Genomic DNA, 17,332 nt, shown 5'->3' with positions numbered 1-17,332 from the left:
CTGATCGCAAGCTGTAGTCCGGGCTCGCAATCGACAGCTGAGTGTCGAAATTCCCTAACCGACGATGCTTGTGTTGTTTAGAAACTACCTCTCATGTCATCAACGGGTGGATTTTCCGATGAGTGACAACGACGTTGCCATAAAGCCGAAAACGAAGGTCAAGCTGAAGCTGGATAAGCCCAAGCTCTACAAGGTTCTTCTTTTCAACGACGACTATACGCCACGCGAGTTCGTCGTCATGATCCTCAAAGCCGTTTTCCGTATGAGCGGGGAGACGGGATACCGGGTGATGATGACGGCGCATAAAATGGGCTCCAGCGTGGTCGTCGTCTGCGCCAAGGACATTGCCGAGACCAAGGTCAAGGAGGCGATGGACTATGCCAAGGAGGCAGGCTTCCCGCTGATGTTTACGGCGGAACCCGAAGAATAGGCGCTTTTTAACCAATCTACTTTAGCCGCCATTAGTCAATTGCCGCTAGGTTGCGCCCACGACGGAGGCGCGCATGCATGCTGAGGCCGCTACTTGGCATTATTTCGTCGCCGCGGCGCTCTTTGCGATCTTCGGTGCGATAGGCCATGTCGTCCGTGCGCTGTTCAACGTCTATCCGGACCGGCTTTCGGACAAACCGATCATCGATCTGACCATTTCGGACGGTTATGATCTTTCCGACATGCTCTTCGGAACGGAATATGACGATGCCGGCTACTATCGGCCCGACAGCCTCAAGAACCTGCGCATTGCCTGCTCTATTTCCGTCGTTGCCGGCATTGGCACGATGCTGTTCGTAGAGGATGCCTCGATCCTGATGGCAACGGCGATCGACGACGGAGCCAAGGCACTTTGGGAACTGCTCCTCTACCGCCTTCAAGAGCTGCAATTGCTTTGATCAGCCGGCGCGCCTGATCTGATAGCCGGTCTTATCCTGCATGAAACCGCAGTTTTCCTAGAAACGCAGCGTTGCGGGGTTCTTTGAACCGGCAAGGAGCATCACTTTATAGCAATTCTTCGCCCAGGCCGTTGCGCAGGCATGACGGATCAACGCGCCGGCATAACCTTTCCTGCGATGATCGGCGTGCGTGACGACATTCTCGACCAGAGCGTATGAAGCACCGTTTCGCGTGAGATTGGGTGTGATGATCAGCGTAGCGGATGCAACAGGCATATCGGCGGCCAGCGCGACAGATATGGTCATGCCCGGTTGGGCAAGGATGGTTGAGAAGCGGTCGCTTGCCCAGGCGGGATCGATCGCCGGATCATCGGGATTGAGGTCGCGCTAGAGGTCAAGAAGCGCCTGTAAGTCGCCGGGCCCGGCGGGCTTGATCATGATATCTCGCTCCGGCATCTTGCTTACTCGCTCTTGTTGCCGAATATCTTCTTCAGCATTTCGGCCATAGGGCCGGTCGCAGGCAGCTTAGGCTGCGCGTGATTTCGCGCCTGATGGATGTGGGATTGCGCTGCCGGCTTCTTTTCGGGCTTCGGCTTGTCCTCCTCCGCCTTGCCGCCGACGGCGAGGGCCAGCTTGTTCATCAGCTGCGAATCCTCCTTGCGCACGAGCATGTTGGCATTGTCGGCAAGCGTTTCCAGGAGCGGCTGCAGCCAGACCTGGTCGGCCTTGGCGAAATCACCGAGGACGTGGTGCTGCACAAGTTCCTTGACGCCAGGGTGACCGATGCCGAGGCGCAGGCGCCGGTAATCCTTGCCGCAATGGGCGTCGAGCGACCTAATGCCGTTATGGCCGCCATTTCCGCCGCCGATCTTCAGCCGGGCCTTGCCGGGCGGCAGGTCGAGTTCGTCATAGATGGCGACGAGATCGGAAGGCTGCAGCTTGTAGAAGCGCATGGCTTCGCCCACGGCTTCGCCGGAGAGGTTCATGTAGGTTTGCGGCTTGATCAGCAGCACCTTTTCGCCACCAAGCTCGCCTTCCGAAATTTCCGCCTTGAACTTCTTTGACCAGGGGGAAAAACCGTGGCGCCGGTGGATGGCGTCGGCTGCCATGAAGCCAATATTGTGTCGGTTTCCGGCATATTTGCTTCCGGGATTGCCGAGACCCGCGATGATGAGCATTGGCCAGTCCGTTTCTTGAATGCCTGCTGCGCGCTTCACCACCGCGAAACGGGCAGGAAGTCAAGCCCAAAGGCACGGCGCGGCGCTAATTGCCGAGATGCAGCCCATACTTCAGGAAAATCTCTTTCTGGGTGCCGTCGGCGATCAGCTTGTCGAGGGCGGTCTGCATCCGCACCTGAAGATCGGATGGAAAATCCTTGTGACAGGCGATACCCATTGGCTGCGAGGAGAGCATGGTGACCACCTCCACCGGCTGATCCACCTTCAGCTTTTCGAAGTAAAGCTCTGAAATGGGCATCATGTCGATACGGCCGCCGAGAAGCTTGCGAAGCGTGGCATTGAAGTCGGTGGCGATATCGAGCTTGGTAAAGCCCTTTTGCCTCAACACCATCTCGGTATAGTCTTCGCGCTGTGTGCCGACCGTATATTTCTTGGACGCCTCGAGGTCATTCGCAACGACGCCCGATCCCTTCCGTGTGATCAAGATATTGCGATCGACGAGCAGCGGCTCGATCCATTTGAAGAGGGGATCGCGCAGGGCATTGTGTGCCGTGGCAAAAACGCAGGTCATGGGCTGTGATTGCGCGAGGCTGTAGGCTCGCGCCCAGGGCAGCATCTCCATGGTATAGTCGACGCCGATATCGGCCATGACCTTTTCGACTTGTTCGACGGTCGCGCCCTTGATCACCTTCCCGTCGCGATAATTGAAAGGCGCGTATTCTTCAGTCGTGAAATTGACCGTCTGCGATTGTGCCGGCGCTGCACAAGGAAGCGTCAGAAAAGCAAGAAGCAGGAGCTTTTTCATCTTTCCACCTTCAATGCGAGATCACGAGGCTTGGGCGACCTCGTTTACCACGGCTGTGAGCTCCTCGATCAATTTCGAGGCATTCTGCGGACGATGGAAGAGGTAGCCCTGACCGTAGTCGAGCCCCATCTGGTGTAGGGTGCGGCATTCTTCTTCGGTTTCGATGCCTTCCGCGATGACGGTGCAGTCCATCTTGTGCGAGAGCGTGGTGATGCCTTCGATGAGCATCCGGCTCTTGTGGCGGACGTCATCATTCGTGTCGTTGATCGACCGCGTGAAGGATTGGTCGACCTTGATGATGTCGACCGGGAAGCGGTTGAGATAGCTCAGCGACGAGTAGCCGGTGCCGAAATCGTCAAGGGCGATGCGGCAGCCGAAACGGCGCAGTTCGGCGAGCACCATGCGTATTTGCGGATTGTCGTGCATCAGAACGGCTTCGGTGATTTCGACGACAATTCGATCCGGACGGATGCCGTGCCGCCCGACGAGCCCGGCGAGGCGGGAGGTGAGGGCAACTTCGAACTGCAGCGGCGAGAAATTGATCGCGAGATAGGTATCCTGCATGCCCGGGATCCGGGAGATATTCGCCAGATGCCCGATCGCCTTTTCCATGATGACGTTGCCGACGCGGACGATCTTGGCGGTCTCCTCGGCGACGTGGATGATGCCAGCCGGCGGCATCAGGCCCTTCTGGGGGTGATTTAGGCGCAGGAGCGCTTCGAAGCCGGCGATGCGGTGATCGTCAAGGCCAACGATCGGCTGCAGAAAGGCGTCGAACCAATCCTCGGCGAGACCGGTTTCGATGTGGCTTTCGATCTCGGCGCGCGCCTTTGCGCTGTCCAGCATACTGTTGTCGAAAATCTGCGCGCCATTCTTGCCGTCGCGCTTCTTCGCATACATCGCCATATCCGATTTCTGCAGCAGTTCGGCTGCATTCGACGCATGGCGCGGATAGATGGCGATGCCGATGCTGGCGCTCAGATGCAGATCGGGGCCGAAAGGCACCTCGAAGACGGTGGCAATCTGCTCGCACATCGCCCTGGCGCGCTTCTCGCCGTCCTTGGCCGGAAGCAGGATGGCGAATTCGTCACCGCCAAGGCGCGCTGCCTGATCGGAGGGCGCGAGCTGCTTGTTGAGCCGCTCGACGAGCTCGCGCAGGGCGCGATCGCCTTCCGCATGGCCCATATTGTCGTTGATCCACTTGAAGCGGTCGAGATCGATGAAGAGGCAGGCAAGCTCCTGGCCAGCGGCGTCGGCTTCGGCGATCTTGCCGTCGAGGGCGGTCTCGAAGCCTTGGCGGTTCAACAGGCCGGTGAGATGGTCGGTGATCGCCTGGCGGTGGTTGCGGTCTTCCGAGGCCTTCAGTGCGGTCACGTCGGTCATGACCGACAGCGAGAGCTGGTTTGGTCCGGTGGCTTTCTTGGATTCCAGGATCAGCACGTCCATGATGCGGCCGCCTGCGCAGAGGAACTTAACGGTCACGTCCAGTGCCGCGCCGTTCTCGAATCCTTCCTTGCGGTTTTGGAACGCGTCGCGGGTATCGGGCGTCACGAGTTCGGAAAATCTGCGTCCGATCACCTCAGCCCTGCCGTAGCCCGTTGCGACCAGCCAATAGTCGCTGACCGCTATGATGCGATCTTCGTTGTCCAGCGAGAAGAGCATGGCGGGCGTGAGGTTATAGATATCGGTTGCGAGGCGGTGGGCGAGCTTCAGTTCCTTCTCCTCGCTCTCCAGCTTCGTCTGCATCTCGTTGAAGCTGCGGGCAAGGCGGCCGATCTCATCGCTTGACTGCCAATCGACGTGATGGCGCGATCCAAGCTGACGGGTGGCCTCTATGGCAGCGATAAGCTGCATGAGTGGCTGGATGACGAAGAGGCGGTTGCCGATCAGTGCGGTGCCGAAGACGGTGAGCACGGCGAAGATGAAGATCGATATGAAGACGACTTCTTCATGCTTCAGGCCGGAGAAGAGGCCAAGCTTCGGATAATAGACCGCGATGCTGCCAAGGTTCTTCGGACCGTCGACCGTGTTGTAGATGATTGCGCGGGAAACCTGAACGAGCTCGCCATCGAAGGATTTCGGGATGGTCGATTGCGTCACGTTGAGCTGACTGGATTGATCGCGAACCTCGACCTTCACGATCGCGCCCTGCGAAACCATCGTGGCGCTGATCTGCGTTACGCTGTCTTCGTCCAGATCCCAGAGCGGCTTTGCGAGCGCCTGGGAATTGGCAACCAGAAGAACGGAGATGTGGTCGCGTATTTCCTTGTCGGCGCGCTCGGAGGAAAGGAAGAGAAACAATACAAAAAGCGGAGCGACAAATATGAGAAGCGCCCCGCAAACAATCGCAAAAAATCTGTTCTCAACGGAATTGTTCATGGTTCCGTTTTCTCCCCGGGCTCTCGCTTCGCGGCCATGACGGCAAAGAGCGGCAAGTGTAGAAATGCTTGGGGAATGCTTTCACGAATGTGTTAAATGTTGCTGAAGTGGCTCGCGTTAAAATTGATAAGGCCCGCCTTCCAGGGGAAAGCGGGCCCTATAATTACGAATTGGTGTATGCGGATTATGCTTCCGCTTCGCCTTCGCCTTCAGCCGGAGCTTCTTCTTCAACGCCAGCGGCCGGAGCAACGATCGTTGCGATCGTGAAGTCGCGGTCGATGACCGTTGTCACGCCCTTCGGCAGTACGACTTCGGAGATATGGATGCTGTCGCCGATCTTCTTGCCGGAGAGGTCGATATCGAAGAATTCCGGGATCGCATCGGCCGGGCAATGAACTTCGATTGTGTGGCGAACGATGTTCAAAACGCCGCCGATCTTCACCTGCGACTTCTCTTCGTTGATGAAGTGAACCGGGATTTCGACGGTGACCTGCGTGTTGCCGGAGACGCGGAGGAAATCCACGTGCATCGTGAAGTCGCGAACCGGATCGAGCTGATAGTCCTTCGGCAGAACCTTGTACTTCTCGCCGCCGACGTCGATTGTCGCAACAGTGGTCATGAAACTACCGGCATGAATGCGCTTCGTCACCTCATTGGTGCTGAGAGCGATAGAAATGGGGGCCTGCTTGTCACCATAGATGACAGCGGGAATCAAACCGTTGCGGCGAAGTTCACGGGCGGACCCCTTACCAACCCGTTCGCGCGCCTCGGCCTTGAGCTCGTAAGTTTCCTGGCTCATGGCTATTCCTTTCGAGGTTATTTGGAGAGTCTCCGTGCGGAATCATCCTTCCGGTGACTGGAGGGGCGTTTGGGCCTTCCTCATCCGCGTTGCCTCCAAGGGTGTCTGCGCGGACGCGTGCGCTATAGTATAAGTGAAGCGGAAACGCAAGGCGACGCGGGCCCTATCTCTCGGGTTGCCGGTCAGTGCCAGGATACTGCCAAACAGAGTAATCCTACGCCGTAATACAATAGAGACGGGACCGGCATCAAATTCGGTTTTTAAATACTGCGATTCAGCTGCTACAGGGCTTGCCTTTTCGGCAAGCCTGAGTTGACATCCGACCGCGCACATTTCACATGACCGCCGATCGACGAGGCGGAGGAGCACTTTCATGCGGTACAGGCTGATGACGGCGACGAGCGCGGTTGTTCTCGGATTGATGACGGCGGCCCATGCGGCCGAGATCGACCGGGATGGAGCAAACGCCATTCGCGACAATCTCAACAGCCTGCTGCCCGAAGACATTGCCAAGAGCGGCGTCGTCGCCGTCAATCCGGCCGGTTCGCGCTACGAGATCATCTATGACCTGGCCAAGCTGCTTTCCAAGGTCAACCCGGCGGATTTTGCGATCAACGGCCTGAAACCGATTTCGATGTTCGCCACGCCGCAGGACAACGGGCTCTGGAATGTCGAAGGCGACAACAGCCTGAACGTTTCCGGACATTTCAAGGGACCGGACCAGAAGCGCACCGATTTCACCTATTCCATCGCCTCAATGGTTTATACTTCGGTCTTCGATCCGGCGATCAGCTATTTCCGCTCCGGCGATTTCAGCGCCAAGGATATCAAAGTCACGACCGCGACCGATACCGAACAGGTCAATGCCAGCTTCGGCGACGTGAAATACAAGCTCACCTCCGCTGATGGCGCTTCCGCCGACAGGACGGACTTTGCAGCGAACGGCACTTTGACAGCGTTTGCCGAGCAGGTGAGCGGGAAGGAAATGCCGCCGCTCCAGATCACTGCCGATACCATCGATTTCGACGCCAAGGTCAACAGCCTGCCGGCAAAGCAATTGAGGGACATTGTCGTCTTCGCAGTCGACCATGCCGAGGAAAAGCAGATGAGCAAGGAGAGCGAGGAAAAGCTGAAGGGCATGCTGCGCGATGCTTTTCCGCTGATCTCTTCGCTTGAGGAAACCATCACCCTCAACAATCTTGCAGTGACGAGTGCTGCGGGTGGAGGCGGCGCCAAGAGCTTCGGCTACCGCCTGGCTGTAAATGGGCCGAGCAATGCAACGCAGCTTGGCGTTGCATTGAATGCTGCCGACGTCACATTTGACAGCCCGATGATTCCGGCCGCCTATTCCGCCTTTCTGCCCCAGGCAGTCGTTGTGCAGTTCGCCATCCCGGATATGGATTTTGCGGCGTTCGGTGATGAATTCATGAAACTTGATCTCACCAAACCGCCGCAGGGCGGGGAGGACGCGGGCAAAAGGGCCGTGGAGCGGCTTTTCCGCGATGGCAGGTTCGTGATCGACTTTTCGAAGGTCAGCGCCAAGTCCGGCGTCTACGACATCGACATATCCGCAAAGGTCGAGAGCCGCATCGATGCGGGCAAGGACGACTATGCGCTGCAGGCCTCCATTCTGGCGCGCGACTACGACAAGACCATCGCGGCGGTTCAGGAGCTTGCCAAGACCAATCCCGAGCTCAATCAGGCGTCCTTCGGAATGCTGATGGTCAAGGGTTTTGCCAAGACAGATCCGGACGGCCGGCAGCGCTGGGACGTGACGGTCATCCCCGATGGCACGGTGACCGTCAATGGCCAGCAGCTCAAGGGGCCGGATAAGCAGGAGTGATTTTGCTGAGCATCAGGCGACAATGATTGTCACGGCCGCCCTGGACGCCTAAAACCGACAATGGCGTTGGAGGCGTTTCGCGCATGCCTCATGCGATAAGTCTGAAATGCTTAAACGAGACCGCATTGCCGATAGTCGAGCTTTGGCAGGAAGCGGCCGCGTTCGAACCTGCTCCTTCGATGAAGGCCCTAGACTATCCTCCGCATGTGACCTTAGCGGTGTATGAGGATTTTGCGCCCACCGATGTGCTGTCGAGAATTTTAGGCGCGCAATCGGCAATAGCCGTGACTTTTTCGGGTATTGGCTATTTTCAAAACGAATTCTTAGTATTGTGGGCGCGTCCTTTATCGAATGACCGGCTGCTGCAACTTCACGCGGCCGTCCATCGTGAAATAGACCCAGCGCTCTGTCTTGAGCACTATCGCCCCGATCGCTGGGTGCCTCATTGCACGATCGCAATGAAGATCCCAGGGTCCATGTTCGAGCCCGCCATCAAGTGGGCATCCGAAATAGAGGCACAATTCTCCGTTACATTCGATGCGTTGGATATTGTGCGGTTTGCGCCAATCGAGGTCTTGGGTGAAGTCAAGTTGACACGGTGCCCCGCCTTTCCAAACCGTTTTGGCACGGCCGGGTTAGGCGGCCAGTCCTTTGGGCCAAAAATCATCGCCGGGCATCGGCGCCGATGATCAGAAACGGCACTCGCCGCCGCTGATGATCCGGAAGCCTGCATTGCCTGCCTCGCAGCGGTTCGGGAAGGTCTGTGTCTGACGGCCGCGCTGCCCGCAGACCGGCGCATATTCGCGTGTGCAGATGCCGCCCGGACGTTCCGGACGGGCAGGTCTGTCCGGGCGATCAGGCCAGTCGGGGCGCCCGGGACGATCCGGCTCGGGGCGCGCAAAGGGCGGCGGGGCGCGGCGGCATTCGCCGCGGCCGACGATCATGAAGCCGCTGGTGCGGGCCTGGCAGGCATTTCCGAAGGTTTGAAGCCGGCCGCCGCGTTCGCCGCAGACCGGCGCATATTCCATGGTGCACATTTGCTGCTGCGGCGGCCACGGGCGGGGCGGCGGGCGCGATGGACCGGGATCGACCTCTACCGTGCAGGCGGAAAGCAGGGGAATAAGCGCGAGAATCGCAAAGCGCTTCGAGCCTACTGAACTTTTCATATTGATTGCCGTCATATGGCTTCCCATGCAAATCACTTTGCGTGAGACTAGCCGAAAGCGGGCCGCCGAAGAAGACGAAAATACAACCTTGCCTATCTTTTGCCGACGAAGAAAACTCTCAGTCGAAGAGACTGGAAACAGATTCTTCCTGGCTGGTGCGGTTGATCGCTTCGCCGATAAGGGTTGCGGTCGTGATGACGCGGATATTGTGGGCGGACTGGACGGCCGTGGTCGGCTGGATCGAGTCGGTGATCACCAGTTCGCGCAGCTTCGACGAGGTGATGCGGGTGACCGCGCCCCCGGAAAGAACGCCGTGCGTGATGTAGGCGGTGACGCTAGCCGCACCTTGGGCCAGCAACGCATCGGCGGCGTTGCAAAGCGTGCCCCCGGAATCGACGATGTCGTCAATCAGCAGGCAATCCTTGCCTTCGACGTCGCCGATGATGTTCATGACTTCGGATTCACCTGGGCGGTCGCGACGCTTGTCCACGATCGCCAGAAGACAGTCGAGGCGTTTGGCAAGCGAACGGGCGCGGACGACGCCGCCGACGTCCGGTGAAACGACCATGACGTTGCTGATGTCGTAATTGGCCTTGATATCGCGCGTCAGAACCGGGACGGCGTAGAGGTTGTCCGTCGGGATGTCGAAGAATCCCTGAATCTGGCCGGCATGGAGGTCGAGCGTCAGAACGCGGTCGGCACCGGCCTCGGTGATTAGGTTGGCGACCAGTTTCGCGGAGATCGGCGTGCGACCTGAGGCGCGGCGATCCTGGCGGGCATAGCCGAAATAGGGAAGAACAGCCGTGATGCGGCGCGCGGACGAACGGCGCATCGCATCGATCATGATCAGCAGTTCCATCAGATGATCGTTCGTCGGAAAGGAGGTCGACTGGACGACAAAGACGTCTTCGCCGCGGACGTTTTCCTGGATTTCGACGAAGATTTCCTGATCGGCAAATCTTCTGACGCTGGCCTTGCCGAGGGGCACATTGAGATAGGTGCAGATCGCTTCGGCAAGATGCCGGTTCGAATTGCCTGCGAAAACCTTCATTTTGGCCCGCCTGTTGTCTGCCGATAGCCGCGCTTTTTAGCCAGCTTGCTTCCGAATGCAAGCGCAAAGGCGCCACAGGCTTTGATATTTGTAAAAAGCCTGTTGCTAACCGTCGCGCGTCTGCCGCCAGGAATTGAACTCGGTGATCGTTTTCGTGCCGATCTGCTGCATGACGGAGGCAGGAACCCCGACCCAGGGATCCTGTGCCGCGGAGGGCACCTTTTCCTGTCCCTGGATGCGGTGCAGGCGGGCCCCGCTGCCGTCGAGGATATCCCAGACGTAAACGACTGTCACGTTGCCTTCGTCGGTAAAGGCCGAGAGGTAACCCTTCAGGATATAGTCGCTGCTGGTGTCGTTCGAACTCTTGATCGAGAGACCGTACGAGCGCGCCTCGGCTCCAAGCTGGCGGGAAAGCGGCGTCACCGCTTGGACGGGAGCACCGATAATCGGCAGGAAGCGAACGGTGTTGCCGCCGATTGCGGACGAGGCGGCAGGATCGATGGCTGCGACCCGTTTTTGCTGGCGGGCAGGGGCCAGATTGCCCATGTCTTCTTCTTCCGCCTGCGCATTGGAAACCGGTTCGGCAAGCGTCCGGCCTTCGACAGGCTGCGAAGCTGCGGGCGAGGGTCCGCGCCGGGCAAGCGCGTCGGCCTGCTCCTGCATTGTCGTCGGCGGCGCGCCAGGGCCGGATCTGTAACTCTGATTGTTGTATGCCGGTTGATAGCCGGCCTGCCTGGATTCGCCAGCAAAGGCCCGCGGAGGCTCTGAGCCTGCCATGCGCTCGACTTCGCGCTGGGTCACCGGTGAGGAGCGGCCAAACGATGAGTCGCCAATATCGACTTGCGGTGTCAGTGCATCGGTGGTGTTGCAAGCGGAAAGCGCGGCCAGGCAGGCAAGGAGCATCGGCGCAGTCTGAGCTCGCGTCATCGCTGTCGTCGTCCTTCCCTCATTCGCATCAGCCCGCCTGATTTATGGGGGCGGGGGCTGCCCGCTGTCAATTCCGGATTCTTGCCGGTGATTGCCCGTCATGCGCCGATGAAATCGAGCGAGTGGCGGGAAAGCGTCCGCGGCGCATCCGTCGTCGTCAGGTAGGTTTGGCCAAGCGTCATGGCCGTTCCGGTGTCGGAATCGGCGATGATCATGTGCACGAAGAGCGACATGTTCGGCTCGATCGGCTGCGGATTCCCGACATGGAACATCTGATGTTCCATCCAGGACGGCGAGAAGCGGGCGCCGAGGGAATAGCCGCAGGCGTTCAGCCGATGCCGGGCAAGCCCGCGCTCGTCCATGATCTTCGCATGCATGTCGAAGACGTCGCCGAAGGTGTGCCCCGGTTTCAGCACGGTTTCGATCGCCTGCAGGTTTTCCAGGCAGGCGTTATAGAGTTCGCGGTGGCGGTGCGTCGGCTCGCCGACGACGATCGTGCGCATCATGGCGGCGTGATAGTGGGCATAGGTGCCCGCCCATTCGAGCGTAAGCTGGTCGTTTGCATCGAGCTTGCGGCGGCCGGCCTTGTAGCGGCAGAGCAGGGCGTCCGTGCCGGAACCGATGATGTATTCGTTGGCGGGGTAGTCTCCGCCACCGGAAAAGACCGCACCCTGCATGGCGGCGAGGATGTCCGCCTCGTCGGCACCGGACTTGGTCAGCCTGATTGCGGCATCCAGAGCATCGTCTGCAAGGGCTGCGGCACGCTCGACATAGACCACCTCCGCTGGGCTTTTCACGAGGCGCAAGCGGCTGACGAGATAGGAGGCATCGACGATCTGGCCGAAGGTGGAAAGCTGGGCGTCAAGCAGGCGGGCAATTCGCCCGGTCATGCCGTGGGTGTCATATTCGACGCCGATCCGCGCGCCCAGCAGGTCCATATCGACCAGCAGGTTCCTGAGGTCGAGCGTCGGGTCGGCATTGACGCGGTCGACCCAGATGTGGATGTCTTCGAGGATCGACGTGTGCTTGGCCTGACGAAGGTCCGCAGAGCGGGTAATCAGCGACATCGTGCCATCGGCCTTGACCACCAGCGTCTGGAAGAAGCAGTAGCCGAAGGTGTCGTAGCCCGTCAGCCAGTACATGCTTTCCTGCGCGAAGAGCAGGACGGCATCGAGCTTTTCCGCGCGCATCTGGTCGGTAAGGCGCGTGAGGCGGCTTGCGAATTCGGCTTTTTCGAAATGCAGTGCCATTCGGTCAAATCTCCCTGATGCTGATCGCTGAAATCTGGCGGCCGTAGTCCGGCTCCTTATTATGTGTAGTGCGCCGGTACGAGAAAAAGCGCTCGCTGTCCGGATAGGTGCAAATGCCAAGGCTTTCGGCAAGCACACCCGCCTTCAACAGACGGTCGATGGTCAGCGCCGGAAGGTCGAACATCGCATGGCCCGACGTCTTCGAAGGAATGAAATAGCGCTCGTAAGACGAATCCTGTGTGACGAAGCGCTCGACGAATTCCGGGCCGACCTCATAGCTTGTCTGGCTGATCGAGGGGCCGAGGCAGGCGATGATGGTCCGGCGCTTCGCTCCAAGTCTTTCCATCGCTGCAACGGTGTTTTCCAGGACGCCGGTCAGTGCGCCTTTCCATCCGGCATGTGCGGCCCCGATCACCCGGTATTCCGGGTCGGCGAACAGGATCGGGCCGCAGTCGGCAGCAAGAACGCCGAGGACGATGCCAGGCGTTGCCGTGACCAGCGCATCGGCTTCGGGGCGCGTGCCGTCATAGCTGCTGTCGACGGTGACCGCGTCTGGCGAATGAACCTGGTGGACTGTCGCGAGCCTTTCCAAGGGCTGGCTGAACCAGGCGGCAACGCGACGGCGGTTCTCCATCACCTTTGCGCGGTCGTCGTTCGAGCCAAGCCCGACATTCAGGCCGCGATAGAGCCCTTCCGAAACGCCGCCCGCCCGTGTGAAATAGCCGTGGCGGATCGCTTCGCCGGCCGCTTCGTTCAACAGCGCGCTTTCGATCGGTGCGGGAGAGGCCGCGTCTTGCATCAGTGATTCCGGGGTGTTTGAACGGCGCCATTGTCCGCCGGCCCGCCCGGCGAAGCATTCTTGATTGCGCCGGATGTTGGCCCAGGGCCGCGCGTCCTGTCAATCCACCGGGCGGAACGGCATGAGATCGACGGCCGGATGGGAGACGGCCATCGCCTTGAAAAGCTCGCCCATCCGGCCCTCGCCGGAGCCGGCCAGCCGGTCCACCGCGCTCTGGATAATCTGCTGGGTGCGCGGTTCACGATCGCGGCCGAGAGCGGCGGCGCGCTCGAGAATGCCGAGGCCGATCAGGAAATCCCCCTGGTGCAACGCGCCGTTGAGATGCAGCCCGGCGCCGACAGCGGTCTTCGCGAGGTCTTCGAAATCCACATGGCTCGTCAGGTCCGCTTCGCCGGGATGGGCAAGCGGCGGATCGAACTCGTGCATGCGCACGGCCTGTAGCGTATCGCCGAAGCCGGTGACGAGATGGCCGTAATCGATCGCCAGCGCCGTGCCGCCGAAGGCCTTCAGGCGATCGCAGATCGTCATCATCACAGCCTGCCGGGCCGGCGAAATCTCGAAGAGCGTGCCGGCCGGCGCGGCCTGCGGGTTTTCAGGCAGCAGTGCCGGATCGATGCCGGCGATCCCGGCGGCGAATGTCAGCTCGCCATCGATATCGAGGCCAACCATGCGCTCACGAAAGCCGGTCGGCGTCTTGATGAATTGGCGGATTGGAATGGCGTCGAATAGCTCGTTTGCCGCAATCAGCGTGAAGCCCGGCGGAACTTCCTCGAAATCGGCATGCCAGCTGATTTTGCCCTCATGTGCGTCAAGCGTCTGCTGCTGGATACCGCGCAAACGCTCGCTCGTTTCGACGAGATGAACCGTCATATTCTCGAAAAGCGGCGCGGCGAGACGCTCGATGACGCGCAGCATGTCGGCCATCATCGTCCCGCGACCGGGGCCGATTTCAACGAGGCGCACGCCTGCCGGCGCGCCATGGCGCTGCCAGGCATGCACGACGAAGACCCCGATCATTTCGCCGAAGAGCTGGCTGACCTCGGGCGCAGTGACAAAATCGCCGGATCGGCCGAAGGGCTCGCGGGTGCGATAGTAGCCGTATTCCGGATCAGCGAGGCAGAGCGAAAAATAGTCCGTGACACTGATCGGCCCGTTCGCCTGAATGATCGACTTTATCTTTTCACCGAGTGCGGTCGTCATGATCGTACGGTCCTGACAGGCTCAATGCTGCAAAGCGGCCTGGCGGCGGGCACGTGCCATCGCCCAGATGCCGAGCAGGACCATCGGGAAGGAAAGGACCATGCCCATGGTCAGCCAGTTCGTGCCGAGCAGGTAGCCAAGCTGCGCATCCGGCTCGCGGAACAACTCGACGAATATGCGTGACAGCGCGTAGCCGCAGACGAAGAGACCGGTAACGAGCCCCGGTGATTTCAGCGCCCGGAAACCGTAGACGACAAGAGCAAGCGAAAGCAGCAGCACGATGCCTTCGAGGCCCGCTTCATAGAGCTGGCTCGGATGCCGCGCAAAAGGCCCGCCGGTCGGGAAAACGACTGCCCAGGGTACATCCGTAAGCCTCCCCCAAAGCTCGCCGTTGACGAAGTTTGCCATGCGACCGAAGAATAGGCCGATCGGCACCACGGTAGCGACGATGTCGAAAAGGCTCCAGACCGGAATGCCGTTCTTGCGCGCAAAAAGGATCATGGCGATCGTCGTGCCGATGGTTCCGCCGTGGAAGGACATGCCGCCATTCCAGATCTCGATGGCACGGAGCGGGGTTTCGATCACGGCCGGCAGATCGTAGAAAAAGATGTAGCCGATGCGACCGCCGAGAACGATGCCGAGGGCTGCCCAGACGATGAAGTCGTCGATCTGCGCCTTGGTGATCGGCGAGGCGTTGCCCGGCCAAAGCGCATCATTGCCGGCGATCCGCCGGGCATAGAGCCATCCGAGCATGATGCCTGCGACATAGGCGAGACCGTACCAGTGAACAGCCAGAGGGCCGATCGCAAAGGCGATCGGATCGATATCCGGAAAGGGCATGATCGAAAGAAGATTGGCTGCAGTCGGCAAGATTTTTCCACCCGTTGATGTGCGCGGAACATGGCGTTGCGATACGAAGCGGTCAAGTCGATTGTGAGGCAGAGCAATGCCCGAAGCGGCTTATCCAGAGCAAAGCGCTTGCATCCTCAACAGCAAAGCCCTACCTCATTCCTTAGGGCTCAGGCCCATCAAAATCATGTGGTGGGAAGGAGAAAAACCGCCATGACCAGTGGAACAAACCGCATCATGGACGAATTCGCCAAGCTGATGACGGATGCTGCGGGCGCTGCCCAGGGTGTGCGCAAGGAAATCGAGACTGCCTTCAACGCTCAAGCCGAACGCTGGCTGAACACCATGGATGTGGTCAAGCGCGAGGAATTCGAGGCCGTCCGCGAAATGGCGATCAAGGCGCGCGACGAGAACGAAGCGCTGCTTGCCCGAGTCGCCGCGCTCGAAGCAAAGCTAGCTGCAAAAACGAAGTAAGTCCCATTCAAGCACAGGGCACGGTGTGGCGCTTAAGCGGCACGCCGCCTCATCGACAAAAAAATCAGGTGTCGTTTTCCACCTGTGGACACTGCCAAAAAAGCCAATACGCAGAGTCGTTTACAACCTCCTTCTGAAATCAAATTCCGAACGGCTGTCCACAGTTGCCTTTCCGGAAATGACCGGAGAGGGGCTGGCTTGTCACCGGGGGCGTTATACACTGATTTTAAATGATGATTCGAAGCGGACATTGGTAAGCTCCGGGCAGGTTCACTGCGTTAGGTCTGGCAGCGGTTCAACGAACATCCAAGTGGTGGTTCCGGTATTTGCGTGTGTCTTTTCTTGTGTTCGTAAACCCAAGTTCAGTCGCATTCATTCCGGTCAAGAAGGTGCTGCATGAGCCTTATGGAATTGGAATTCGAGCGTCAGTCGAACCCGGTCGATATGATCGAGTACGTCGCCGCCAATAACGACTGGTCGTTTGAGCGGTCGGGCGAGGACGAGATCGCAATGACGGTCGAGGGGAAGTGGGCCGATTACCACGTTTCCTTCTCCTGGATGGAGGAATTCGAGGCGCTGCATCTCGGCTGCGCGTTCGACATCAAGGTTCCAGAAGCTCGCGTCAACGAGGTCACCAAGCTTTTGGCGGCGATCAACGGGCAGGTTCTGATGGGTCATTTCGATCTGTGGCGGCAGGAAGACGTGATCATCTTCCGGCAGTCGCTGCTTCTGGCGGGCGGTGCTGAGCCAACGAATCGTCAGGTGGAAGTTTTGCTTTCCAGCGCGCTCGATACCTGCGAAGCTTATTATCAGGCGTTCCAGTTCGTCATCTGGTCCGGCCTGGATGCTGCCAAGGCCATGGAAGCAGTCCTTTTCGAAACGGTCGGCGAAGCGTAAAATGTCACCATCGTCTTCCGATACAGTCGTTCTCGTCGGCGCCGGCAATATGGGTGGTGCGATGCTTTCCGGCTGGCTGAAGAGCGGAGTTCCGGGATCCTCCGTTGTCGTGGTCGATCCGGGTCCGTCGCCCGCGATGATGAAGGTGATCGGCGATGCGGGCGCGACGCATGCCCCAACCGTTCCCGCCGGCCTGAAAGCGGATGTCATCTTCCTCGCAGTGAAGCCGCAGGTCATGGAAACAGTCCTGCCACCAATGAAAAGCGCCGTCGGATCCAAGACGGTGGTCGTTTCGGTGGCTGCCGGCAAGACGCTGGCTTTCCTCGAAAAGCATCTCGGCAAAGCCGCCATGGTCCGCGCCATGCCAAATACACCCGCCATGATCGGCCGCGGTGTCACCGGCGCCTTCGCCAATCCGCGCGTGAGCGCCGGGCAGCGCGATCGCGTTCATTCGCTTCTTCGCGTTTCGGGTCCTGTCGAGTGGGTTTCGGCCGAATCGGATATCGATGCCGTGACGGCATTGTCAGGCAGCGGCCCGGCCTATGTGTTCTATCTCGTCGAGTGTATGGCAGAAGCAGGCCGTAAACTTGGCCTGCCGGCGGACCTTGCCATGCGCCTTGCACGGGAAACTGTCGCGGGGGCTGGTGAACTCCTACACCAGTCCCCCGACGACGCCTCGAAGCTTCGCCAGAACGTAACGTCGCCGGGCGGCACGACGGCCGCGGCCCTTTCAGTGCTTATGGCAGAAGAGGGCATGCAGCCGCTGTTTGACGAGGCTCTTGCGGCTGCGCGCGCGCGTGCCGAAGAGCTTGCCGGTTGAGGATGCGC

At 59.6% G+C, this 17,332-nt stretch carries 18 protein-coding genes and 1 pseudogene; 7 read left to right on the top strand and 12 right to left on the bottom strand.

Translation table 11 applies throughout. The features are described from left to right. The first annotated feature begins 118 nt into the window (after positions 1-118). Both clpS and RGR602_RS13140 read left to right on the top strand, forming a co-directional pair. Complete coding sequence (gene clpS / locus RGR602_RS13145; protein ID WP_039845479.1) at positions 119-430, top strand: ATP-dependent Clp protease adapter ClpS; 312 nt, start codon at positions 119-121, stop codon at positions 428-430. 73 nt (positions 431-503) lie between these two features. After that, the gene (locus tag RGR602_RS13140) at positions 504-887 is read left to right on the top strand and encodes a hypothetical protein (RefSeq protein WP_039845478.1); all 384 of its coding nucleotides are present in this window, start codon (positions 504-506) and stop codon (positions 885-887) included. A 57-nt stretch (positions 888-944) separates the two neighbouring features. Here RGR602_RS13140 and RGR602_RS13135 read toward each other — a convergent pair. From RGR602_RS13135 to RGR602_RS13115, 5 genes and pseudogenes are all read right to left on the bottom strand, one after another. Continuing rightward, positions 945-1,343 (bottom strand): annotated as a pseudogene (locus RGR602_RS13135) (N-acetyltransferase family protein). 5 nt (positions 1,344-1,348) lie between these two features. Continuing rightward, complete coding sequence (gene pth / locus RGR602_RS13130; RefSeq protein WP_039845477.1) at positions 1,349-2,065, bottom strand: aminoacyl-tRNA hydrolase; 717 nt, start codon at positions 2,063-2,065, stop codon at positions 1,349-1,351. Between the two features lie 85 nt (positions 2,066-2,150). After that, a complete protein-coding gene (locus tag RGR602_RS13125) occupies positions 2,151-2,870 on the bottom strand; it encodes a substrate-binding periplasmic protein (RefSeq protein ID WP_039845476.1) in 720 nt (239 codons plus the stop codon). A gap of 21 nt (positions 2,871-2,891) precedes the next feature. After that, positions 2,892-5,249 (bottom strand): EAL domain-containing protein, encoded by a 2,358-nt coding sequence (locus RGR602_RS13120; RefSeq protein ID WP_039845475.1) that lies wholly within the window; start codon positions 5,247-5,249, stop codon positions 2,892-2,894. A gap of 184 nt (positions 5,250-5,433) precedes the next feature. Continuing rightward, positions 5,434-6,048, bottom strand: coding sequence for a 50S ribosomal protein L25/general stress protein Ctc (locus tag RGR602_RS13115; RefSeq protein WP_039845474.1), 615 nt, complete (start codon positions 6,046-6,048; stop codon positions 5,434-5,436). A gap of 373 nt (positions 6,049-6,421) precedes the next feature. On the opposite strand from RGR602_RS13115, the gene RGR602_RS13110 reads away from it, so the two are divergent. Both RGR602_RS13110 and RGR602_RS13105 read left to right on the top strand, forming a co-directional pair. Then, positions 6,422-7,891 carry a hypothetical protein gene (locus RGR602_RS13110; RefSeq protein WP_039845473.1) on the top strand — a complete coding sequence of 490 codons (1,470 nt, stop codon included), beginning with the start codon at positions 6,422-6,424 and terminating at the stop codon, positions 7,889-7,891. Positions 7,892-7,974: 83 nt separating this feature from the next. Next, entirely contained in the window at positions 7,975-8,580 is a 606-nt protein-coding gene (locus RGR602_RS13105; RefSeq protein WP_063855989.1) for a 2'-5' RNA ligase family protein, read from the top strand. Here the strand turns inward: RGR602_RS13105 and RGR602_RS13100 are convergent, their stop codons facing one another. The 7 genes from RGR602_RS13100 to lgt all read right to left on the bottom strand — a co-directional run bounded on the left by RGR602_RS13100 (position 8,581) and on the right by lgt (position 15,154). Continuing rightward, entirely contained in the window at positions 8,581-9,057 is a 477-nt protein-coding gene (locus RGR602_RS13100; protein ID WP_039846848.1) for a Kazal-type serine protease inhibitor family protein, read from the bottom strand. A gap of 118 nt (positions 9,058-9,175) precedes the next feature. Next, the gene (locus RGR602_RS13095) at positions 9,176-10,108 is read right to left on the bottom strand and encodes a ribose-phosphate pyrophosphokinase (protein WP_022714222.1); all 933 of its coding nucleotides are present in this window, start codon (positions 10,106-10,108) and stop codon (positions 9,176-9,178) included. Between the two features lie 105 nt (positions 10,109-10,213). Then, positions 10,214-11,035, bottom strand: a complete 822-nt coding sequence (locus tag RGR602_RS13090) for a hypothetical protein (RefSeq protein ID WP_039845472.1) — start codon at positions 11,033-11,035, stop codon at positions 10,214-10,216. A gap of 98 nt (positions 11,036-11,133) precedes the next feature. Continuing rightward, complete coding sequence (locus RGR602_RS13085; RefSeq protein WP_039845471.1) at positions 11,134-12,285, bottom strand: M24 family metallopeptidase; 1,152 nt, start codon at positions 12,283-12,285, stop codon at positions 11,134-11,136. A 4-nt stretch (positions 12,286-12,289) separates the two neighbouring features. After that, the gene (gene pgeF, locus RGR602_RS13080; RefSeq protein WP_039845470.1) at positions 12,290-13,084 is read right to left on the bottom strand and encodes a peptidoglycan editing factor PgeF; all 795 of its coding nucleotides are present in this window, start codon (positions 13,082-13,084) and stop codon (positions 12,290-12,292) included. A gap of 99 nt (positions 13,085-13,183) precedes the next feature. Beyond that, positions 13,184-14,284 (bottom strand): class I SAM-dependent methyltransferase, encoded by a 1,101-nt coding sequence (locus RGR602_RS13075; RefSeq protein ID WP_039845469.1) that lies wholly within the window; start codon positions 14,282-14,284, stop codon positions 13,184-13,186. A gap of 21 nt (positions 14,285-14,305) precedes the next feature. Next, positions 14,306-15,154 carry a prolipoprotein diacylglyceryl transferase gene (gene lgt, locus RGR602_RS13070; protein WP_039845468.1) on the bottom strand — a complete coding sequence of 283 codons (849 nt, stop codon included), beginning with the start codon at positions 15,152-15,154 and terminating at the stop codon, positions 14,306-14,308. 192 nt (positions 15,155-15,346) lie between these two features. Here lgt and RGR602_RS13065 point away from each other — a divergent pair, with 192 nt between their 5' ends. The 3 genes from RGR602_RS13065 (at position 15,347) to proC (ending at position 17,324) form a co-directional block, all read left to right on the top strand. After that, on the top strand, positions 15,347-15,607 hold the full coding sequence (locus tag RGR602_RS13065) for an accessory factor UbiK family protein (RefSeq protein WP_022714228.1): 261 nt from the start codon (positions 15,347-15,349) through the stop codon (positions 15,605-15,607). 396 nt (positions 15,608-16,003) lie between these two features. Beyond that, positions 16,004-16,504 carry a type III secretion system chaperone family protein gene (locus tag RGR602_RS13060; protein WP_022714229.1) on the top strand — a complete coding sequence of 167 codons (501 nt, stop codon included), beginning with the start codon at positions 16,004-16,006 and terminating at the stop codon, positions 16,502-16,504. Position 16,505: 1 nt separating this feature from the next. Continuing rightward, positions 16,506-17,324 (top strand): pyrroline-5-carboxylate reductase, encoded by an 819-nt coding sequence (gene proC / locus RGR602_RS13055; RefSeq protein ID WP_039845467.1) that lies wholly within the window; start codon positions 16,506-16,508, stop codon positions 17,322-17,324. The last annotated feature ends 8 nt before the right edge of the window (positions 17,325-17,332 follow it).

It is taken from the genome of Rhizobium gallicum bv. gallicum R602sp (assembly GCF_000816845.1).
Classification (GTDB): domain Bacteria; phylum Pseudomonadota; class Alphaproteobacteria; order Rhizobiales; family Rhizobiaceae; genus Rhizobium; species Rhizobium gallicum.
This window is presented reverse-complemented; position numbering and strand designations above follow the sequence as displayed.

What these genes read in the sequence shown, in the direction of transcription:
- clpS (WP_039845479.1), top strand. Translation starts at nt 119, where the DNA reads ATGAGTGACAACGACGTTGCCATAAAGCCGAAAACGAAGGTCAAGCTG.
- RGR602_RS13140 (WP_039845478.1), top strand. Translation starts at nt 504, where the DNA reads ATGCATGCTGAGGCCGCTACTTGGCATTATTTCGTCGCCGCGGCGCTC.
- pth (WP_039845477.1), bottom strand. Translation starts at nt 2,065, where the DNA reads ATGCTCATCATCGCGGGTCTCGGCAATCCCGGAAGCAAATATGCCGGA.
- RGR602_RS13125 (WP_039845476.1), bottom strand. Translation starts at nt 2,870, where the DNA reads ATGAAAAAGCTCCTGCTTCTTGCTTTTCTGACGCTTCCTTGTGCAGCG.
- RGR602_RS13120 (WP_039845475.1), bottom strand. Translation starts at nt 5,249, where the DNA reads ATGAACAATTCCGTTGAGAACAGATTTTTTGCGATTGTTTGCGGGGCG.
- RGR602_RS13115 (WP_039845474.1), bottom strand. Translation starts at nt 6,048, where the DNA reads ATGAGCCAGGAAACTTACGAGCTCAAGGCCGAGGCGCGCGAACGGGTT.
- RGR602_RS13110 (WP_039845473.1), top strand. Translation starts at nt 6,422, where the DNA reads ATGCGGTACAGGCTGATGACGGCGACGAGCGCGGTTGTTCTCGGATTG.
- RGR602_RS13105 (WP_063855989.1), top strand. Translation starts at nt 7,975, where the DNA reads ATGCCTCATGCGATAAGTCTGAAATGCTTAAACGAGACCGCATTGCCG.
- RGR602_RS13100 (WP_039846848.1), bottom strand. Translation starts at nt 9,057, where the DNA reads ATGAAAAGTTCAGTAGGCTCGAAGCGCTTTGCGATTCTCGCGCTTATT.
- RGR602_RS13095 (WP_022714222.1), bottom strand. Translation starts at nt 10,108, where the DNA reads ATGAAGGTTTTCGCAGGCAATTCGAACCGGCATCTTGCCGAAGCGATC.
- RGR602_RS13090 (WP_039845472.1), bottom strand. Translation starts at nt 11,035, where the DNA reads ATGACGCGAGCTCAGACTGCGCCGATGCTCCTTGCCTGCCTGGCCGCG.
- RGR602_RS13085 (WP_039845471.1), bottom strand. Translation starts at nt 12,285, where the DNA reads ATGGCACTGCATTTCGAAAAAGCCGAATTCGCAAGCCGCCTCACGCGC.
- pgeF (WP_039845470.1), bottom strand. Translation starts at nt 13,084, where the DNA reads ATGCAAGACGCGGCCTCTCCCGCACCGATCGAAAGCGCGCTGTTGAAC.
- RGR602_RS13075 (WP_039845469.1), bottom strand. Translation starts at nt 14,284, where the DNA reads ATGACGACCGCACTCGGTGAAAAGATAAAGTCGATCATTCAGGCGAAC.
- RGR602_RS13065 (WP_022714228.1), top strand. Translation starts at nt 15,347, where the DNA reads ATGACCAGTGGAACAAACCGCATCATGGACGAATTCGCCAAGCTGATG.
- RGR602_RS13060 (WP_022714229.1), top strand. Translation starts at nt 16,004, where the DNA reads ATGAGCCTTATGGAATTGGAATTCGAGCGTCAGTCGAACCCGGTCGAT.
- proC (WP_039845467.1), top strand. Translation starts at nt 16,506, where the DNA reads ATGTCACCATCGTCTTCCGATACAGTCGTTCTCGTCGGCGCCGGCAAT.